We start from the raw sequence: 15,372 nt of genomic DNA, 5'->3' as shown, positions 1-15,372 counted from the left end.
CTCCTTCTGGTGGTGCAGGCCTTTTGCGCCGCCTTTTTCATGACGGATGCAGCGCTGGATTGGACAGGCGGTGAAAGCGCGGGGTTTCGTCACTTTCATTCGTTTGAGCTGTTTCTGGCGCTGGCGCTTGTCGGAGGCCTGAGCGCCACAATCGCCCTGATCCGTTCTCAGACCAGGCGGGTGCGCAACATGCAACGGCAACTGGGTGTGGCGCAGGGGGCCTTTGCCCAGATCATCGAACGCCAGTTCAGCGAATGGAAGCTGAGTGACGCCGAGCGTGACGTTGCCATGTTGTCGATCAAAGGTCTGTCAATCGCTGAAATCGCCGAAATGCGACAGACCAAAGAGGGGACGATCAAGGCGCAGAGCGCAGCGGTGTATCGAAAGGCAGGCGTCTCCAGCCGGTTGCAATTGCTAAGCTTTTTTGTCGATGAGCTTTTGTGCGAGCCGTTGGTAAAGGGCGTTTCAGACCCCTCGGGTCAAAGCTCCTGAAACAGCGGCGGGATGTGCCCGTAATAACTCGGGTCTATTCACTCACGCATTCCTAAAAACCTGTGAAACGAAGTGAAGGTCCGGCGGCTTTCTTTTTTGTCCGCCTTGCCCACATCCGTGCCATGCGGACTTTGGAATAATGGAGAAGGTTATGTTCACGCGCCTCATTCTCGCCTCTACAGCTCTGGCGGTCAGCTCAACGGCGCTTGCCGCGCAGAGTCTGGGCGACGGCACTTACATTCAGGGCTTCATCGGTTACAGCCAGCTACAGGGCAGCGATTTCGCTGGCACGATCGGTGGTGCGACGCAGTCGGTCGATACTGATTTCGACGCAGGTTTCGGTCTGGGTGTCGCGATCGGTAAAGAGATTCCGCAATGGTCCAATGACACCATCGGAACGCGGATCGAGCTGGAGCTGTCATATCGCGACAGTGACGTGGACGGCGTGAACTTTACCGGCAACGGGCCGGGGGTCGAGGGTAATATCTCGGGTGATATCACGCAGACCTCATTGTTTGCCAATGTGCTGTTCGATTTCAAACAGGCTGGCGCGCTGACCCCGTTTGCCGGGTTTGGTCTGGGTGCCACCTATTCGGATTTGGATTTTTCCTACGGCCCGGGTGTGGCGCTGGATGACAGCGACACCACCTTTGCCGCCCAGGTGATCACCGGTGTGGCGTATGACATCAACACGTCAACCGCCCTTACCGTTGACGCCCGTTATGCCCGTGCCTTTGATGTCTCGTCACAGCGTCTGGCGCCGAACGGAGCCCTGACCGGCGATGTAGAAGATGATTTGGATACGTTCAGTGTCAACCTCGGACTCCGCTACAATTTCTGATCGCTTAGGGGGTCGGGTTTCTCTCCGGTTACCCTTCCCCCCCATGCCCTCGTGCTCTATGCACGGGGGCATGCGATCCTTTGTTATCCATATGTCATCCAGCACGGCCCGACGAGCGAATGCCGAGCAGCTGTGCAAAGACCTTCCCAACGCCGAACTGTTCGAGGCCGTAAATGGGCGCGACCCGGATCAGATCGCGGATGTGCAGGTGCATATGGGAACGCTGCATCGTCCACATTACCCGTTTGTTCTTCGCCCTGCCGAAATCGGTGTGTTTCAAAGCCATCGGCGGATCTGGCAGAAGATGGTTGACGAAAAAATTGATCTGGCGATCATTACTGAAGATGATCTTCGGATTGACCCCGGCCGGATGCAACGCGCTCTGGATTTGCTGCAGCAGTTTGCGACGGCAGATCACTATATCCGAATCCCTGTGAAGCAACGCGAATTGCCATCGCAGACCCTGATCAAGAAAGATGATCAGCGCCTGATCCTGCCCTGGATTATAGGTCTGCAATGCGTCTGTCAGATGGTCGGACGCCGCGCAGCTGAACGCTTGCTGAAAGTCACCGAACAGATCGACCGCCCAGTCGATACCTTCCTGCAAATGCATTGGTTGACAGGTCAGCCGGTTCACGCGCTGCTTGGCAGCGGCAATCAGGAAATCGCAAGCGAGATTGGCGGATCTACAATTCAGACACGACCACCGCTGAGTGACAAGGTGACCCGTGAATTCAAACGCGCATCCTACCGGACCAAACTGTATTGGCACCCGCAACGCGTCACTGATGTCCCGACCACCACTGATTGCACCAAAACAGTGTCCGGGTCATAAGCCAAGGGGGCTAACCGCCCCCTTGACCCGACATCCGATTTACGATGGTGCTTTGGTCTTGCGCAGATAGGGGAAGATCGTTTCGAACTCGCCAAACTTGGCCTTGGCATCTTCGTTCGACACGGTCGGTGGGATGATCACATCTTCGCCCGGCACCCAGTTGGCCGGTGTCGCCACGCCTTTGGCCGACATCTGCAACCCGTCCAGCGCGCGCAGGATTTCGGCAAAATTCCGGCCCACGGTCATCGGGTAAGTCATCGACAGCTTCAGTTGCTTGTCCGGGCCGATAATAAAGACCGAGCGTACTGTGGCGCTGTCAGCTGGTGTGCGGCCATCAGGCAGATAAGCTTCGGCGGGCAGCATGTCGAAAGCCTTGGACACAGCCAGACCATCATCAGCGATAATCGGGAAACCGGGATTGGCCTTGCCGTATTCCTCGATGTCCTTCTTCCACTTCTTGTGGTCCTCTACGCCATCGACCGATACGCCGATCACTTTAGTGTTGCGCGCGGCCCATTCGTCATTCAACTGCGCAACGGCCGAAAACTCGGTTGTGCAAACAGGGGTGAAATCCTTCGGGTGCGAGAACAGAATGGCCCAGCTGTCACCGATCCAGTCGTGAAACTGAACGGTACCCTGATCTGTTTCTGCTGTGAAGTTCGGGACGGTATCGTTGATGCGCAAACCCATGGGGCATCTCCTTTCCTGTGAAAAACCTGAGTCGGTTGCCTGAAACCTAATCACTTTGCGCGGAGGTTAAACCATCCAGCGCGTCCAGGGGTACGGAATTTGTGAGCATTAGGAGAAAATAATTTGATCAAATTCACTATTGCTCCGTCTGTGCATGGGTGACAGAGTGGCCCCGATCAGCCGACTTCAGGCGAACCTTCAGGAGGGCTCACGATGATCGAAAAGCGAGATTTCTATATTAACGGTCAGTGGGTCGCACCTTCGCAGCCCAATGATTTTGAAGTCATCAACCCCTCGACCGAGGAGCCCTGCGCGGTAATTTCGCTTGGCGCTGAGGCCGACACAAATGCGGCCGTTGCAGCCGCCAAGGCCGCCTTGCCCGGCTGGATGGCGACTCCGGTAGAAACCCGAATCGCGCTGGTGGAAAAACTGGTCGAACTATACGCGACCCGGGCCGAAGATCTGGCGCAGGCAATGTCGCTTGAGATGGGCGCCCCGATCGATCTGGCCCGCTCGGCGCAGGCGGGCGCCGGCATCTACCACCTGAAGAACTTCATCCGCGCTGCCAAGGCGTTTGAATTCGAGCGCCCATTGGGGGATCACGCACCGAATGACCGGATCATCCATGAAGCGGTTGGCGTTGCTGCTTTGATCACGCCGTGGAACTGGCCGATGAACCAGATCACGCTCAAAGTTGGTGCTGCTGCAATTGCGGGGTGCACGATGGTGTTGAAACCCTCAGAACAAAGCCCGCTGAACGCGATGATCTTTGCCGAGATGATGGACGAAGCAGGCTTCCCGCCCGGTGTGTTCAATTTGGTCAACGGTGACGGAGTGGGTGTCGGCTCTCAGCTTTCGGGCCATAGGGACGTGGATATGGTCAGCTTTACCGGTTCGACCCGCGCGGGCACCGCAATATCGAAGAACGCGGCCGAGACACTGAAGAAAGTTCATCTGGAACTGGGCGGCAAAGGTGCGAACGTAATCTTTGAGGACGCGGATGAGAAGGCAGTCAAGCGCGGCGTTCTGCACATGATGCAAAACACCGGCCAAAGCTGTAACGCCCCCAGCCGGATGCTGGTACAACGCCCGATCTACGACAAGGCCGTGGAAACGGCAACAGAAGTTGCCAACATGGTCAAGGTCGGTCCTGCCGCTGAAAACGGACGTCATATCGGCCCGGTTGTGAACGAGCTCCAGTGGAGCAAGATTCAGGACCTGATCCAGAAAGGCATCGACGAAGGTGCGCGCCTGGTTGCTGGTGGCACTGGACGTCCCGAAGGGTTGAACAAGGGCTACTATGTCCGCCCCACGGTCTTCGCCGACGCCAACAACCGGATGACCATCGCACGCGAAGAAATCTTCGGCCCCGTTCTGACCATGATCCCCTTCGACACCGAAGAAGAGGCCATCGAAATCGCCAATGACACGCCTTACGGCCTGACCAACTATGTTCAGACCCAAGACGGTGCGCGCGCCAATCGCATGGCGCGGGTTCTGCGGTCGGGCATGGTTGAGATGAACGGCCAATCACGCAGCGCGGGCTCTCCGTTCGGAGGCATGAAGCAATCTGGCAACGGGCGCGAAGGCGGTGTCTTCGGTCTTGAAGACTTTCTTGAAGTCAAAGCGGTTGGCGGTTGGGCCGCAGAATAAGCTTCCCGGTGAGCCAGACAGATTGGGCGGGGCAACGCGGTTGCCTCGCCCTTAGTGTTTCAAACAGGCCGCACCACAAGCTGGGGCTCACCATCGGAAGTGTGACGTAGGGATCGACCATCCCAACCAATCTCTCCGGTAACGCGCTGTCGATAGGCGGAAAAGCTATCGAACCGTACCACATCAACCGGCGTATCAAAGTGCAGGGTCACACAGCGGCGCGCGCCATCGCCCAGCATGGTTATGCCGCGAATTTCCGCAGTGAACGCCTGACCCAGATATCGTCCTTCAACCCGGTCACCTATGCGTAAGTGCATCCGATTTCCGGCCATTGCATGCAATGTGTTCCAGTCTCGTACGCCATGCTGATGGGCCAGCAGTTCCAATGCGGCGCTATGCGACAGCGATACGCCTGTCGTTTTCAGTTTTTCACGCAGGCGTTTCGCCTGCACTTTCAGCTCTTCAACCGGAGCGACGGCTTGGATTCGTGTCATCATGTGCCTCGTTTCCTTGAACGGGCGCGAAATCAGGACGGGGTTCGCATTGCCATCCGTGCGCCAGAAAAGGGCAACAGATGTTCTTCAAACCGGGTTTCACCTAAGCCAAATAGCCGCGAACGGCAGGAGACCCGAACCTGCGGCGCCTTTTGGCAGTGGCTGGGTCCTCTGTCAATCAGGCGTCGGCTTGCGCCGCTTCATAGGCCAGCATCGCGCGCTTCACAGGCAGGCCCCAATGGTACCCGCCCAGACCACCTGATTTGCGCAATGCGCGGTGGCAGGGGATCAGCCAACTGACCGGGTTACGGCCAACTGCCGTGCCCACAGCACGCACGGCTTGCGGTGAACCCACGCGCTGCGCGATCTCGGAATAGGTCGTGACCTGCCCCGACGGGATATGCATCAGTGCTTCCCACACCTTGATTTGAAGGGGTGAGCCGATCAGATAGAGCGGTGTAGGCTCCAGCCGGTCGCTGGCTGAACCAAAGGCGCTCAGCACCCAGGGGCGCAAACGCATCGGATCCTCGACAAACTCTGCTTTGGGCCAGCGCGAAATCATGTCTTCCATCGCGGCCTCTTCACCGGTCTCTGCCCCGAAGGCCATGCCGCAGATACCCTTGCCGGTGCCCATAACCAGCGCAGGTCCAAAGGGGCATTCGAACCAACCCCAATAGATCGTCAGGCCTTCACCTTTGCGGGCATATTCGCCGGGGCTCATGGATTCCCATTTCAGGAACAGATCGTGCAGGCGGCCGCTGCCGGAAAGACCAACGTTATGCGCGGTTTCCAAGGTCGTGAACCGTTCGCGCAGCAATGCCTTTGCGTGGCCCAGTGTCAGGTACTGTTGGTATCTTTTCGGCGACACTCCGGTCCAACGCGAGAACAGGCGCTGGAAATGGGCCGGGCTCATATCCATCTGGCGCGCCAGATCTTCAAGGCTCAGGTTCTCACCATCCTGATCGATCAGGTCGATAGCCCGGCGCATGACGTTGTAGTGATATCCGCTTTCTGGGGTTTGCACGTTCATGGTTCCACCTCATCTCCTGACAAAACCATAGCGCGCAGGCAACGCTGCCGCGACCCGGAACTTGCGCAATGGCTTTAGGCTTGTGTCACGGCACGGCGGACGGCATTAAGGCCCGGATGGCAAAACAACTCGACTATCATACGATCCGCGAGATTTTCACGCGCTTTCAGGAGGCCGACCCGGAACCCAAGGGCGAGCTTGAGCATGTGAACGTCTATACTCTGGTTGTCGCCGTCGCGCTGTCGGCGCAAGCGACCGACGCTGGGGTTAACAAGGCCACGCGCGAGCTGTTCAAGATCGCCGACACGCCGCAAAAGATGCTGGATCTGGGCGAAGAGGGGTTGATCGAGCATATCAAGACCATTGGCCTGTTCCGTCAGAAGGCGAAGAACGTCGTAAAGCTCAGCCGGATTCTGGTCGAAGACTACGGTGGAGAAGTGCCCAACTCCCGCGCTGCGCTGCAATCGCTGCCCGGTGTCGGGCGCAAGACGGCCAATGTGGTTCTGAACATGTGGTGGCGGCAACCCGCTCAGGCCGTGGATACGCATATCTTCCGGGTTGGCAACCGCACCGGCATCTGTCCCGGCAAAGACGTTGACGCGGTCGAGCGCGCCATCGAAGACAACATACCTGCTGACTTTCAACTCCATGCGCATCATTGGTTGATCCTGCATGGCCGGTACCATTGCAAGGCGCGCAAGCCGCAATGTCCGACCTGTATCATCCGTGATCTCTGTCAATTCGAGGACAAAACCGAATGAAGACCTACCAACTGACCGGCATCGGAAATGCCGTTGTGGACGTGATTTCCCAGGCCGATGACAGTTTCCTGGAGCTGATGGGCATCGAGAAAGGCATCATGCAGCTGATCGAGCAGGAGCGTGGTGAGGTGCTTTATGCTTCGATGGAAGGCCGGGTGCAAACGCCAGGTGGCTCGGTCGCAAACACCATCGCGGGGGCTGGTACGTTGGGGCTGGATGCCGCGTTCATCGGCCGCGTTCACGATGACGCTCTGGGCCGTTTCTACGCGGATGCGATGAACGAAGATGGCGTTGATTTCGTGAACCCGCCGGTTCCGGGCGGTGAATTGCCGACCTCGCGTTCGATGATCTTCGTTTCGCCCGATGGCGAACGGTCAATGAACACCTATCTGGGGATTTCCTCGGAACTGTCGTCCGAGGACGTATCCGATGATGTCGCCGGCAACAGCCAGATCATGTTCCTCGAGGGTTACTTGTTCGATAAGGAAAAAGGCAAAGCCGCGTTTCTTGAGGCTGCACGTGCGTGTCACAAAGGTGGCGGCAAGGCGGGTATCGCCATTTCCGATCCGTTCTGCGTGGAACGCCACCGGGTCGATTTCCTGCTGCTGATCGAAAACGAGCTGGACTTCGTGATCGGCAACGAGGCTGAGATCAAATCCCTGTTCGAAACCGACGATCTTGAGGGAGCTCTAACCAAAACCGCCGCGATCTGTCCGCTAGTGGTCTGCACCCGTTCCGGTGACGGTGTTACTGTTCTGAATGGTGACAGCCGCATTGACGTTCCGGTCGAAAAGGTTGTCCCCGTCGATGCAACAGGCGCGGGCGATCAGTTTGCGGCGGGTTTCCTGTTTGGCATGGCCACAGGCCGCGATTACGAGACCTGTGCCAAAATCGGCAATGTCTGCGCCCGCGAAGTGATCAGCCATATCGGCCCACGCCCCGAAGCCAATATGCAGGAATTGCTGCGCGCCGAAGGCTTGCTGTAGGTCGCTAAGTCACACTACTATGAGCCCCCCACAACGTTCAGTGCCCAATCGTATTTGTAGGCACTGACACGGGGCGCTTGCGTTAACCGGGCATTCAATTCCGGCTCTGCCACTTGCGCGATAGACGCAACCACATCCTTTTCGCTTTCACCGAAATCCTCGCGGAACCAGATGTAGACCTTCGACAGGATCAACCGCCCACGATCATCGAACCGCACCCCGCGCGGGTCGTTGACGTAGGCGCGTTCAGCGGCAGCGAAGTCTTCCTCAAGCGTGCTGGCCTGCCAAGCCCGGTCCTTCAGGTTCGGGCAGCCCACGGCGGCGCAGTTCAGAGCATAATGGATACGAGGCTCGTCAAATGTGGGGCGGATGATGCGATGTTCGATGTCGTTCAGAGTCAGGCTTTGCCCGGCCACCTGCGCCAGAGAACGATTCCAGGGGCCAATTGACAGCGGGCCGTCTTTGATGTCGCGGATCGAGGTAACAGGGTAATTGTCCAGAACCACGTCAACCGTCAACGCATTATAGAGGTTGATCCAATAGGCCAGTTGCTGATCTCGGGTCAGCTGGGCGGGGTCAACCGATTGCAGATCAGTTAGATACGCCGCCAGCCGGACACGGTCAGCTTGCGTCACCTGCGCATAGGCCACCCGATTTACCCCCTTCGCGTCAGGCGAGACATAGCGCGAGAGAAACGCACTCCAATCGCTGTGATCCACCTTTGCGCCGGGCGGCAATGCCGCCTGCGTCAGTGCCGGGTTTTGCAACGGGTCCGGTGCGGGCAAAGCCAGTCGCTCGACGCTGGCGCAGGCGGCCAGCAACGGCAGCAGCAATGCCGCAATCATAAATCTCATGACGTGTCCTTCTGGTTCCGGCGTCGGGCTCTCAGTTGGCCCTTCAACCGTTTGATCGGTGCCAGATCGGGGTCGCCCAGCCCCGGCAGGTCAGGTTGGCTGGACAAGCTTCGGCTTGCTGCATTCCACCATTGCGAACCTTTTGGACCCTCCAGCCTGTCCGGCACCTGCAAATGGAAATCCCGCTCTGCGTTGTGAACACACATCGACAAAGGCCCGTTTGCCGTGACGACCATGAACACACACGCGGCGCAGCGATCTTCCTCTAACGCGTCGGCCGCCATGAAGTTGTGGATGAAAATAGCCTGCCGCCGGACCCGCCCCCGCAACAGACCCGGACCCAATTTTAGCGTACACGCAACCAGATGCGTTGCGACACGCAAGGCCAGAAAAGGTTGTCGAACAGCCAGTCGCAGGACGGTTGCCCGAATGTCGAGATGCACCGCGCGTCCTTCCTCAACCTGTTCCAGTGCACCAATCACACGCCGCACAAGACCGTGGTTCGACAGAACCGAAACGGTCCGCCCCCCGGCCGTCAGGACGCTGGCATAGCGGTTGCATTGGGAATGACCAACCGAGACAGCATCGAAATTCAACGGCGCCGCATATCCAGCTTCAACCGCCCGGATCACGCTATCCTGCGTGATCGTATCAGGCCGCGCCCGAAGAATACCGCGCCCCGTATCGGCTTGCATCTGGAACGAGACAAAGGCGACTTCGGGCTGGTCGCGCAGGAACCGGGCCAGATCGGGAAGTTCCGAGAAGTTGCCTTCGAAAACGGTTGTGTTGAACAAGACGCGCAGCCCGAGGCCACGTGTTCGGTCGATGTATTTTCGACGCACCCGATTCAGTTCAACCTCGGAGTGAAACCCGGAGCGCTCCTGCGTCATGTCCACGTGAAAGGCCACGTCGTCCAGCCCCGCCGCCGCCAGGCGGGTCAGGAACGCGCGGCTGGCGCGAATACCGTTGGTCATCAGACAGGATCGCATACCCAGCCTGCGGATTTCGCGGCACAGAACCTCAAGATCCTTGACCTTGCGCAGGGTCGGATCGCCCCCGGTCAGCTGCACCGAGACACCTTCGCCATAATGGTCGTGGATTGTGGCCAGTCGGGCCAGCAGAACTGAAAGAGGCGGGTCATAGGTCATCTCGGCGCGATCCGAGAGGTAACAGAGCGTGCAATCCAGGTTGCAGCGCTGGGTCACCTCCAGCGCCACACACGCGACCGGGTAAAACCGTCCGGCTGTCTGACCGGCACCATATTCCCCGCAGCGTTGCAGCCCACCGCGCAACGGAGCGCGACGATCAGTGCCGGTGAACCTGCGACCGGCGGGTGCTTGCATCGGAATATCGCGCGTGGTGTCCTTCATGGGCACCAAGCTATAGACGCCCCAAGTTCCGGGCCACGCCCCCTCACGCCAACGTGCGGATCAGCGAGGCAAACGTGAGATTTAGAGGGACTTACCGGCCAAGATGCCCGGCAAATACCGCGACTACTTTTTCATACACCTCACGTTTGAAGGGCACGATCTCTTCGATCAGGCGCGCAGGGTCCTGCCATTTCCAGCGGGTGAATTCGGGATGTTGGGTTTCGATGTCGATCTGATCGTCCCGGCCCGTGAAGCGCAGCAGGTACCATTTCTGCTCTTGCCCGCGATAACGGCCCTTCCAGATTTTTGGCACGATGTCATGGGGCAAATCATAAGGCAGCCAGCCATCAGTTTCGGCCACGACCTCGACCAGATCAGCAGTTACACCGGTTTCTTCCCACAGCTCACGCAGGGCTGCATCGCGCGGGTCTTCGCCCTTGTCCACGCCACCCTGAGGCATTTGCCAGGCGTCCTTATGACGATCGTTTCGTTGGCCGACGAAAATTTTACCCTCGGCATTCATCAGCATCAGCCCGACGCAGGGGCGATAGGGCAGTTTGGCGATTTCTTCAGGGGTCATACGCGGCCTCATCGGGTTGTTCCGCCCACCTCTAGCAATCGCTGGCGTGACAGCAAAGAGGGTGACGTGGGGTTTCGCGTGACAAAGTTGACGCGAACGTCAATCTAGCAGGCAAATTCGGGAGGGAGAGTTCCACCATGACTGCGTACCCAAACATGCTGGCACCGCTGGATCTAGGTTTCACCACTTTGAAAAACCGCGTGCTGATGGGTTCGATGCATACCGGACTTGAGGAAACCGGTGACTGGAACCGGGTGGCAGAATTCTATGCTGACCGGGCGCGCGGTGGTGTGGCGCTTATGGTGACAGGCGGGATTGGTCCAAACCTTGAAGGCTCAGTTCTGCCCGGCGCGTCGATGATGACCAATGACAAAGAGGTGGCGAACCATTCCATCGTCACGCAGCGGGTGCATGAGGCGGGCGGTAAAATCGCCATGCAGATCCTGCATGCAGGCCGCTATGCCTACGGACCGAAATGCGTGGCGCCCAGCCCGGTGAAATCCCCTATCTCTCCATTCCCGCCGAACGAGTTGGATGAAGAGGGTATCGAAAAGCAGATCAGCGACATCGTGAACGCCGCCCTTCTGGCCCAAAAGGCGGGCTACGACGGGGTCGAGATCATGGGATCCGAGGGATATTTCCTCAACCAGTTCCTTGTGACCCATACCAATAAACGTACTGACCGATGGGGCGGGTCTTATGAAAACCGGATGCGCCTGCCGATCGAAGTTGTACGCCGAACGCGCGAGGCTGTTGGCACCGATTTCATCATTATCTACCGGCTGTCGATGATCGATCTGGTGCCCAATGGCTCGACCCATGACGAGGTCGTGCAACTTGCGCAGGAGATTGAAAAGGCCGGAGCCACGATTATCAACACCGGCATCGGCTGGCACGAGGCACGGATCCCGACCATTGCCACCAGCGTTCCGCGTGCGGCATTTGCCTGGGTGACAAAAAAACTGATGGGTAAAGTGTCAATTCCCGTCATCACCTCGAACCGGATCAACACACCAGAGGTCGCTGAAGAGGTTCTGTCAACGGGCTGTGCGGACATGGTTTCGCTGGCTCGCCCGATGCTGGCGGATGCTGATTTCGTGAAAAAGGCGATCGAAGGCGAGGCGGCTAAGATCGCCCCCTGTATTGCCTGCAATCAGGCCTGCCTGGATCACACGTTCAGCGGCAAGCTGACATCCTGTCTGGTCAACCCGCGCGCCTGCCACGAGACGGAACTGGTCATTGAACCGGCCAAAACGCGTAAATGCGTTGCGATAGTTGGCGCAGGCCCCGCAGGCCTGTCGACGGCATTAACCGCTGCTCAGCGCGGCCATGACGTCACCCTGTTCGACCGTGCCAGCGAAGTCGGCGGTCAGTTGAACATGGCAAAGCAGGTGCCGGGAAAAGAAGAGTTCTGGGGGCTGGTCGACTGGTACCGCACAATGATCGATGATCTGGGCGTGAAGGTGGAATTGAACCGAGAGATCACCGCTGACGCCCTGACCGGCTTTGACGAAGTGGTCATCGCCACCGGTGTCACGCCGCGTGATCCGCAGATTCCGGGACAGGATCGCGACAATGTCCTGAGTTACATCGACGTGCTGCGCGACAAGGCCGATGTGGGCGAATCCGCCGCCGTGATCGGCGCGGGTGGAATCGGCTTTGACGTCTCCGAGTTCCTGCTGGAGGACAGCCACAGCGCCGCGACTGACTTGCCGCTTTGGATGAGGGAATGGGGGGTGACGGATCCGTCCGAGCACCGTTCAGGGCTGGCGCCTGAAGGGCCGCAACCAGCCGCCCCTGCACGTCAGGTCACATTGCTGCAGCGTAAGAAACAGGCGCATGGCAAGGGGCTGGGCAAGACCACCGGTTGGATTCACCGCGCAACGCTGAAGATGAAAGACGTCAACTTCGTGGGCGGCGTGAACTACGAGCGTATCGACGATGATGGTCTGCATGTCAGCTTTGGCGAAGAGCGCGCAGACCCGACCGTGATCCCTGCAGACACTGTCGTACTGTGTTCCGGTCAGGTTTCAGAACGGTCGTTGGCGGACGCGCTGATCGAGCGGGGTATCACCCCACATGTGATCGGTGGTGCGGATGTGGCGGCAGAACTTGACGCCAAACGCGCGATCAACCAGGGGACACGGCTGGCGGCGGGGTTGTAGTAACTGTCAGTTCCGACATCGGCACGTCGGATATCACCTTGCCAGCGACTGACGCCCGATTAGAGTGGCAGCGTTAAATGTAGGGACGGCCTGCCATGGTCTTTGCCACCATATTGTCGGGGCTGGCCCCGAGTTTCCTGATGGTCGCGTTGGGCGGCGTCATCCGGGCGCGGTTGTCCGTGAATGCGTGGCAGGGCCTCGACAAGCTGAACTTTGAAATCCTGTTTCCCGCGCTGCTGTTTGTCGCGGCCTGCAAACGCCCCATTGCTGTCGCAGATGTGTTGCAGATCGGACCGGCTGTCTGGGCCATTCTGATCTTTGCTATGCTATTGGGTTGGGCAGCCCGGCCCATCGGTCCGGAGCGGTTTTTGGATTTTGCAGGCGGCTGGCAAACCGTATGGCGATTTAATTCGGCAATCGCTCTGGTCGCAACACAAACCCTGGGGCAAAGCACAATCGGTCAGATGGCGGTAGCGATCGGAATGGCAGTGCCCGTCGCTAACACGCTGGCGGTGTTGGTGCTGTCCAAAGGCGGCAGTCTGAGCATCTTGCAAACCCTGTCCAAAGTGGCGCTGAACCCCTTTTTGCTGGCCAGTGTACTGGGCGTGGCAGTCGGCCTTTCCGGCATAACCGTTCCCGCGCCCATTCTGGCTCCGCTAGAGATGGTCGCGGCAGCTGCAATTCCGATTGCGCTGATCTCGATCGGGGCAACCATGAACTGGACCGCTCTGGCAAAGATGGACCGGTTCAGCGGATATGTTTGCCTGACCCAGCTGGTTTTGGTGCCGAGCGCAACCTTTCTTGTCTGCCTGCTGACTGACGGGGCCAATGGGCTGGCGCCTGTGTTGATCCTGTTTGCGGCCTTGCCCACCGCGTCCGCCGCCCATGTTCTGGCGTCCGGGTTTGGGGCTGACAGAAAGCTTGTGGCCACGCTAATCGCGCAATCAACCCTTCTGAGCGCAGTGACCCTGCCCCTGTGGATTCTGGCGGCGAGGGCTGTGTTCTAGAAATCGTCCCGTCATCTGGAAAGGCTTACTCCACCGTAATCGTAATCACATCGGAGACAATCGGCGCGGCGTGCGGCACATGGCCTGCATCGCCCAGAACCAGTTGCAGCGTGTGCTGACCGGCGGGCAGGTCCAGCGTCACTTCAGTCTGGCCACCGCCGAAATGCAGATGATTGTCGTCTGATGGCAAGCCATAGGCCAGCTCATCCGCGCCATCCTCACCCTCACCCAGCGGGGGGCGATCGATCAGCAAGTGATGATGGCCCGTGTTTTCCTTTTCTGTCCCGGCAGGAGCGACTCCCATACCGCTGAGGCCAAAGACAATGGTGACCGGCGATTGCACGGTGTCGCCGTCCGACAGGTTGACGAAATAGACCTTTGCATCTGGGTTCGATGGCGTCTCTCCTCCAGCGTATGCAACACTGGCCGATAGACAAAGGGCAGCGATGGCGAAAAAGGTCTTCATGATCTCCTCCCTGGTCACAAAAATGCCATTCTCAAGTTAACAGCCTAGCGCGATTGCCCAAAAAACACAGCATCACAGTGTCTGAGGCGAGTTTGGAAACCACTGTTTCGGCGTTTCCCATACGCAAACGATCCGATTCAAATCCCTGATATTATCCCATGTCTGCCCCGTTTCCGCCCAGATTCAACGCCATAGTCAGGACGGAAATCAAGATCTGGGGAACGAGTATGGACCGACTGACCGAAATGGAAGCCTTCGCCAACGTGGTGGACCAGGGTGGCTTCACCGATGCGGCCAAGAAGATGGGCATCTCCAAATCGGCTGTGTCCAAACACGTATCGAGCCTTGAAGCGCGGCTGGGAGCCCGTCTGTTGAACCGCACCACGCGCCGGGTATCACCAACAGAAATTGGACTGGCCTATTATGACCGCGCGCGGCGCGTTCTGAATGATGCAGGTGAAGCGGATTCGCTGGTCACGTCGATGCAATCAGCCCCCTCCGGCCTTTTGCGCATCAGCGTTGCCACGGATTTCGGCGTCAATCATCTGTCTCCCGTCCTGTCCGAGTTCCTTGCGGCCTACCCAGATATCACGGTGAACATGGTATTGAACAACCGCTATGTCGAGCTGATTTCCGAGGGATTTGACGTGGCTGTGCGCATTGGTGAGTTGGAAGACAGTACGCTGCGCGCCCGCAAACTGACCGAAACAGTCAAACGCATGGTCGCCGCGCCCAGCTATGTCGAAAGATTTGGCCGGCCGCAGAAGATCGACGATCTGAACGAACACAAGCTGCTGCATTATTCCAGCCAATCCTCGGGCAATGTCTGGAAACTGACAGCGCCGTCTGGCGAAAAACGCCAGGTTCGAACGGCAGGATGGTTGAGTGTGAATGACGGCCAATCTCTGTTGAACGCGGCAGTTTCCGGTCTTGGTATCGCCTATCTGCCCAGCTATCTTTACGCTGAAGCCTTGAAAGCAGGGCTGGTTGTCGATGCCATGCCGTCCCTGCCCGACGAGGTTCAGGGCGTTTACGCCGTCTACCCGCCGGGCCGTTTCACGCAACCTAAAGTGCGGGCTTTCATCGATTTCCTCGTAGACTCATTCCACGACAAAGGTCCGATGGACTGGTAATTTCTCCCTGAAGAC

The 15,372-nt window shown here is 58.3% G+C and carries 16 protein-coding genes; 9 read left to right on the top strand and 7 right to left on the bottom strand.

The genetic code is table 11. From position 1 onward, the window contains the following. Positions 1 to 39: 39 nt before the first annotated feature. The 3 genes from ACR0K5_RS15680 to ACR0K5_RS15670 all read left to right on the top strand — a co-directional run bounded on the left by ACR0K5_RS15680 (position 40) and on the right by ACR0K5_RS15670 (position 2,168). Complete coding sequence (locus ACR0K5_RS15680; protein WP_480630588.1) at positions 40 to 492, top strand: helix-turn-helix transcriptional regulator; 453 nt, start codon at positions 40 to 42, stop codon at positions 490 to 492. Positions 493 to 643: 151 nt separating this feature from the next. Further along, on the top strand, positions 644 to 1,333 hold the full coding sequence (locus tag ACR0K5_RS15675) for an outer membrane protein (protein ID WP_480630587.1): 690 nt from the start codon (positions 644 to 646) through the stop codon (positions 1,331 to 1,333). A 70-nt stretch (positions 1,334 to 1,403) separates the two neighbouring features. Beyond that, a complete protein-coding gene (locus ACR0K5_RS15670) occupies positions 1,404 to 2,168 on the top strand; it encodes a glycosyltransferase family 25 protein (protein WP_480630586.1) in 765 nt (254 codons plus the stop codon). A 39-nt stretch (positions 2,169 to 2,207) separates the two neighbouring features. Here the strand turns inward: ACR0K5_RS15670 and ACR0K5_RS15665 are convergent, their stop codons facing one another. Beyond that, on the bottom strand, positions 2,208 to 2,858 hold the full coding sequence (locus ACR0K5_RS15665) for a peroxiredoxin (RefSeq protein WP_039543105.1): 651 nt from the start codon (positions 2,856 to 2,858) through the stop codon (positions 2,208 to 2,210). Between the two features lie 213 nt (positions 2,859 to 3,071). Between ACR0K5_RS15665 and ACR0K5_RS15660 the strand changes: the two genes are divergently transcribed. Next, on the top strand, positions 3,072 to 4,511 hold the full coding sequence (locus tag ACR0K5_RS15660; RefSeq protein WP_480630585.1) for an aldehyde dehydrogenase family protein: 1,440 nt from the start codon (positions 3,072 to 3,074) through the stop codon (positions 4,509 to 4,511). 59 nt (positions 4,512 to 4,570) lie between these two features. Here the strand turns inward: ACR0K5_RS15660 and ACR0K5_RS15655 are convergent, their stop codons facing one another. Together ACR0K5_RS15655 and ACR0K5_RS15650 are read right to left on the bottom strand one after the other, a co-directional pair. Then, positions 4,571 to 5,005 (bottom strand): glyoxalase superfamily protein, encoded by a 435-nt coding sequence (locus ACR0K5_RS15655; RefSeq protein ID WP_480630584.1) that lies wholly within the window; start codon positions 5,003 to 5,005, stop codon positions 4,571 to 4,573. A 178-nt stretch (positions 5,006 to 5,183) separates the two neighbouring features. Beyond that, the gene (locus ACR0K5_RS15650) at positions 5,184 to 6,035 is read right to left on the bottom strand and encodes a methylated-DNA--[protein]-cysteine S-methyltransferase (protein ID WP_480630583.1); all 852 of its coding nucleotides are present in this window, start codon (positions 6,033 to 6,035) and stop codon (positions 5,184 to 5,186) included. Positions 6,036 to 6,151: 116 nt separating this feature from the next. Between ACR0K5_RS15650 and nth the strand changes: the two genes are divergently transcribed. Beyond that, positions 6,152 to 6,796: an endonuclease III gene (nth, locus tag ACR0K5_RS15645; RefSeq protein WP_480630582.1), complete on the top strand. Its 645-nt coding sequence runs from the start codon at positions 6,152 to 6,154 to the stop codon at positions 6,794 to 6,796. Then, the gene (locus ACR0K5_RS15640; RefSeq protein ID WP_480630581.1) at positions 6,793 to 7,782 is read left to right on the top strand and encodes an adenosine kinase; all 990 of its coding nucleotides are present in this window, start codon (positions 6,793 to 6,795) and stop codon (positions 7,780 to 7,782) included. The genes nth and ACR0K5_RS15640 overlap by 4 nt, the downstream gene beginning before the upstream one ends. A 17-nt stretch (positions 7,783 to 7,799) precedes the next feature. Here ACR0K5_RS15640 and ACR0K5_RS15635 read toward each other — a convergent pair whose 3' ends face one another. From ACR0K5_RS15635 to ACR0K5_RS15625, 3 genes are all read right to left on the bottom strand, one after another. Continuing rightward, the gene (locus tag ACR0K5_RS15635) at positions 7,800 to 8,636 is read right to left on the bottom strand and encodes a DUF547 domain-containing protein (RefSeq protein ID WP_480630580.1); all 837 of its coding nucleotides are present in this window, start codon (positions 8,634 to 8,636) and stop codon (positions 7,800 to 7,802) included. Beyond that, a complete protein-coding gene (locus tag ACR0K5_RS15630; RefSeq protein ID WP_480630579.1) occupies positions 8,633 to 10,006 on the bottom strand; it encodes a radical SAM protein in 1,374 nt (457 codons plus the stop codon). Before ACR0K5_RS15630 ends, ACR0K5_RS15635 begins: the two co-directional genes overlap by 4 nt. A 91-nt stretch (positions 10,007 to 10,097) precedes the next feature. Then, a complete protein-coding gene (locus tag ACR0K5_RS15625; protein WP_480630578.1) occupies positions 10,098 to 10,586 on the bottom strand; it encodes an RNA pyrophosphohydrolase in 489 nt (162 codons plus the stop codon). Between the two features lie 137 nt (positions 10,587 to 10,723). Between ACR0K5_RS15625 and ACR0K5_RS15620 the strand changes: the two genes are divergently transcribed. Then, positions 10,724 to 12,751, top strand: a complete 2,028-nt coding sequence (locus tag ACR0K5_RS15620) for an FAD-dependent oxidoreductase (protein ID WP_480630577.1) — start codon at positions 10,724 to 10,726, stop codon at positions 12,749 to 12,751. A gap of 95 nt (positions 12,752 to 12,846) precedes the next feature. Then, positions 12,847 to 13,758: an AEC family transporter gene (locus ACR0K5_RS15615; RefSeq protein ID WP_480630576.1), complete on the top strand. Its 912-nt coding sequence runs from the start codon at positions 12,847 to 12,849 to the stop codon at positions 13,756 to 13,758. Positions 13,759 to 13,783: 25 nt separating this feature from the next. Here ACR0K5_RS15615 and ACR0K5_RS15610 read toward each other — a convergent pair whose 3' ends face one another. Then, a complete protein-coding gene (locus ACR0K5_RS15610) occupies positions 13,784 to 14,224 on the bottom strand; it encodes a DUF4399 domain-containing protein (protein ID WP_480630575.1) in 441 nt (146 codons plus the stop codon). Between the two features lie 227 nt (positions 14,225 to 14,451). Between ACR0K5_RS15610 and ACR0K5_RS15605 the strand changes: the two genes are divergently transcribed. After that, complete coding sequence (locus tag ACR0K5_RS15605; RefSeq protein ID WP_480630574.1) at positions 14,452 to 15,357, top strand: LysR family transcriptional regulator; 906 nt, start codon at positions 14,452 to 14,454, stop codon at positions 15,355 to 15,357. Positions 15,358 to 15,372: the final 15 nt, after the last annotated feature.

It is taken from the genome of Ruegeria sp. AB9, from assembly GCF_056542585.1.
Note: the sequence above shows the minus strand (reverse complement) of the source record. Positions and strands in the feature narration are given on the sequence as shown.

What these genes read in the sequence shown, in the direction of transcription:
- ACR0K5_RS15680 (WP_480630588.1), top strand. Translation starts at nt 40, where the DNA reads ATGACGGATGCAGCGCTGGATTGGACAGGCGGTGAAAGCGCGGGGTTT.
- ACR0K5_RS15675 (WP_480630587.1), top strand. Translation starts at nt 644, where the DNA reads ATGTTCACGCGCCTCATTCTCGCCTCTACAGCTCTGGCGGTCAGCTCA.
- ACR0K5_RS15670 (WP_480630586.1), top strand. Translation starts at nt 1,404, where the DNA reads ATGCGATCCTTTGTTATCCATATGTCATCCAGCACGGCCCGACGAGCG.
- ACR0K5_RS15665 (WP_039543105.1), bottom strand. Translation starts at nt 2,858, where the DNA reads ATGGGTTTGCGCATCAACGATACCGTCCCGAACTTCACAGCAGAAACA.
- ACR0K5_RS15660 (WP_480630585.1), top strand. Translation starts at nt 3,072, where the DNA reads ATGATCGAAAAGCGAGATTTCTATATTAACGGTCAGTGGGTCGCACCT.
- ACR0K5_RS15655 (WP_480630584.1), bottom strand. Translation starts at nt 5,005, where the DNA reads ATGACACGAATCCAAGCCGTCGCTCCGGTTGAAGAGCTGAAAGTGCAG.
- ACR0K5_RS15650 (WP_480630583.1), bottom strand. Translation starts at nt 6,035, where the DNA reads ATGAACGTGCAAACCCCAGAAAGCGGATATCACTACAACGTCATGCGC.
- nth (WP_480630582.1), top strand. Translation starts at nt 6,152, where the DNA reads ATGGCAAAACAACTCGACTATCATACGATCCGCGAGATTTTCACGCGC.
- ACR0K5_RS15640 (WP_480630581.1), top strand. Translation starts at nt 6,793, where the DNA reads ATGAAGACCTACCAACTGACCGGCATCGGAAATGCCGTTGTGGACGTG.
- ACR0K5_RS15635 (WP_480630580.1), bottom strand. Translation starts at nt 8,636, where the DNA reads ATGAGATTTATGATTGCGGCATTGCTGCTGCCGTTGCTGGCCGCCTGC.
- ACR0K5_RS15630 (WP_480630579.1), bottom strand. Translation starts at nt 10,006, where the DNA reads ATGAAGGACACCACGCGCGATATTCCGATGCAAGCACCCGCCGGTCGC.
- ACR0K5_RS15625 (WP_480630578.1), bottom strand. Translation starts at nt 10,586, where the DNA reads ATGACCCCTGAAGAAATCGCCAAACTGCCCTATCGCCCCTGCGTCGGG.
- ACR0K5_RS15620 (WP_480630577.1), top strand. Translation starts at nt 10,724, where the DNA reads ATGACTGCGTACCCAAACATGCTGGCACCGCTGGATCTAGGTTTCACC.
- ACR0K5_RS15615 (WP_480630576.1), top strand. Translation starts at nt 12,847, where the DNA reads ATGGTCTTTGCCACCATATTGTCGGGGCTGGCCCCGAGTTTCCTGATG.
- ACR0K5_RS15610 (WP_480630575.1), bottom strand. Translation starts at nt 14,224, where the DNA reads ATGAAGACCTTTTTCGCCATCGCTGCCCTTTGTCTATCGGCCAGTGTT.
- ACR0K5_RS15605 (WP_480630574.1), top strand. Translation starts at nt 14,452, where the DNA reads ATGGACCGACTGACCGAAATGGAAGCCTTCGCCAACGTGGTGGACCAG.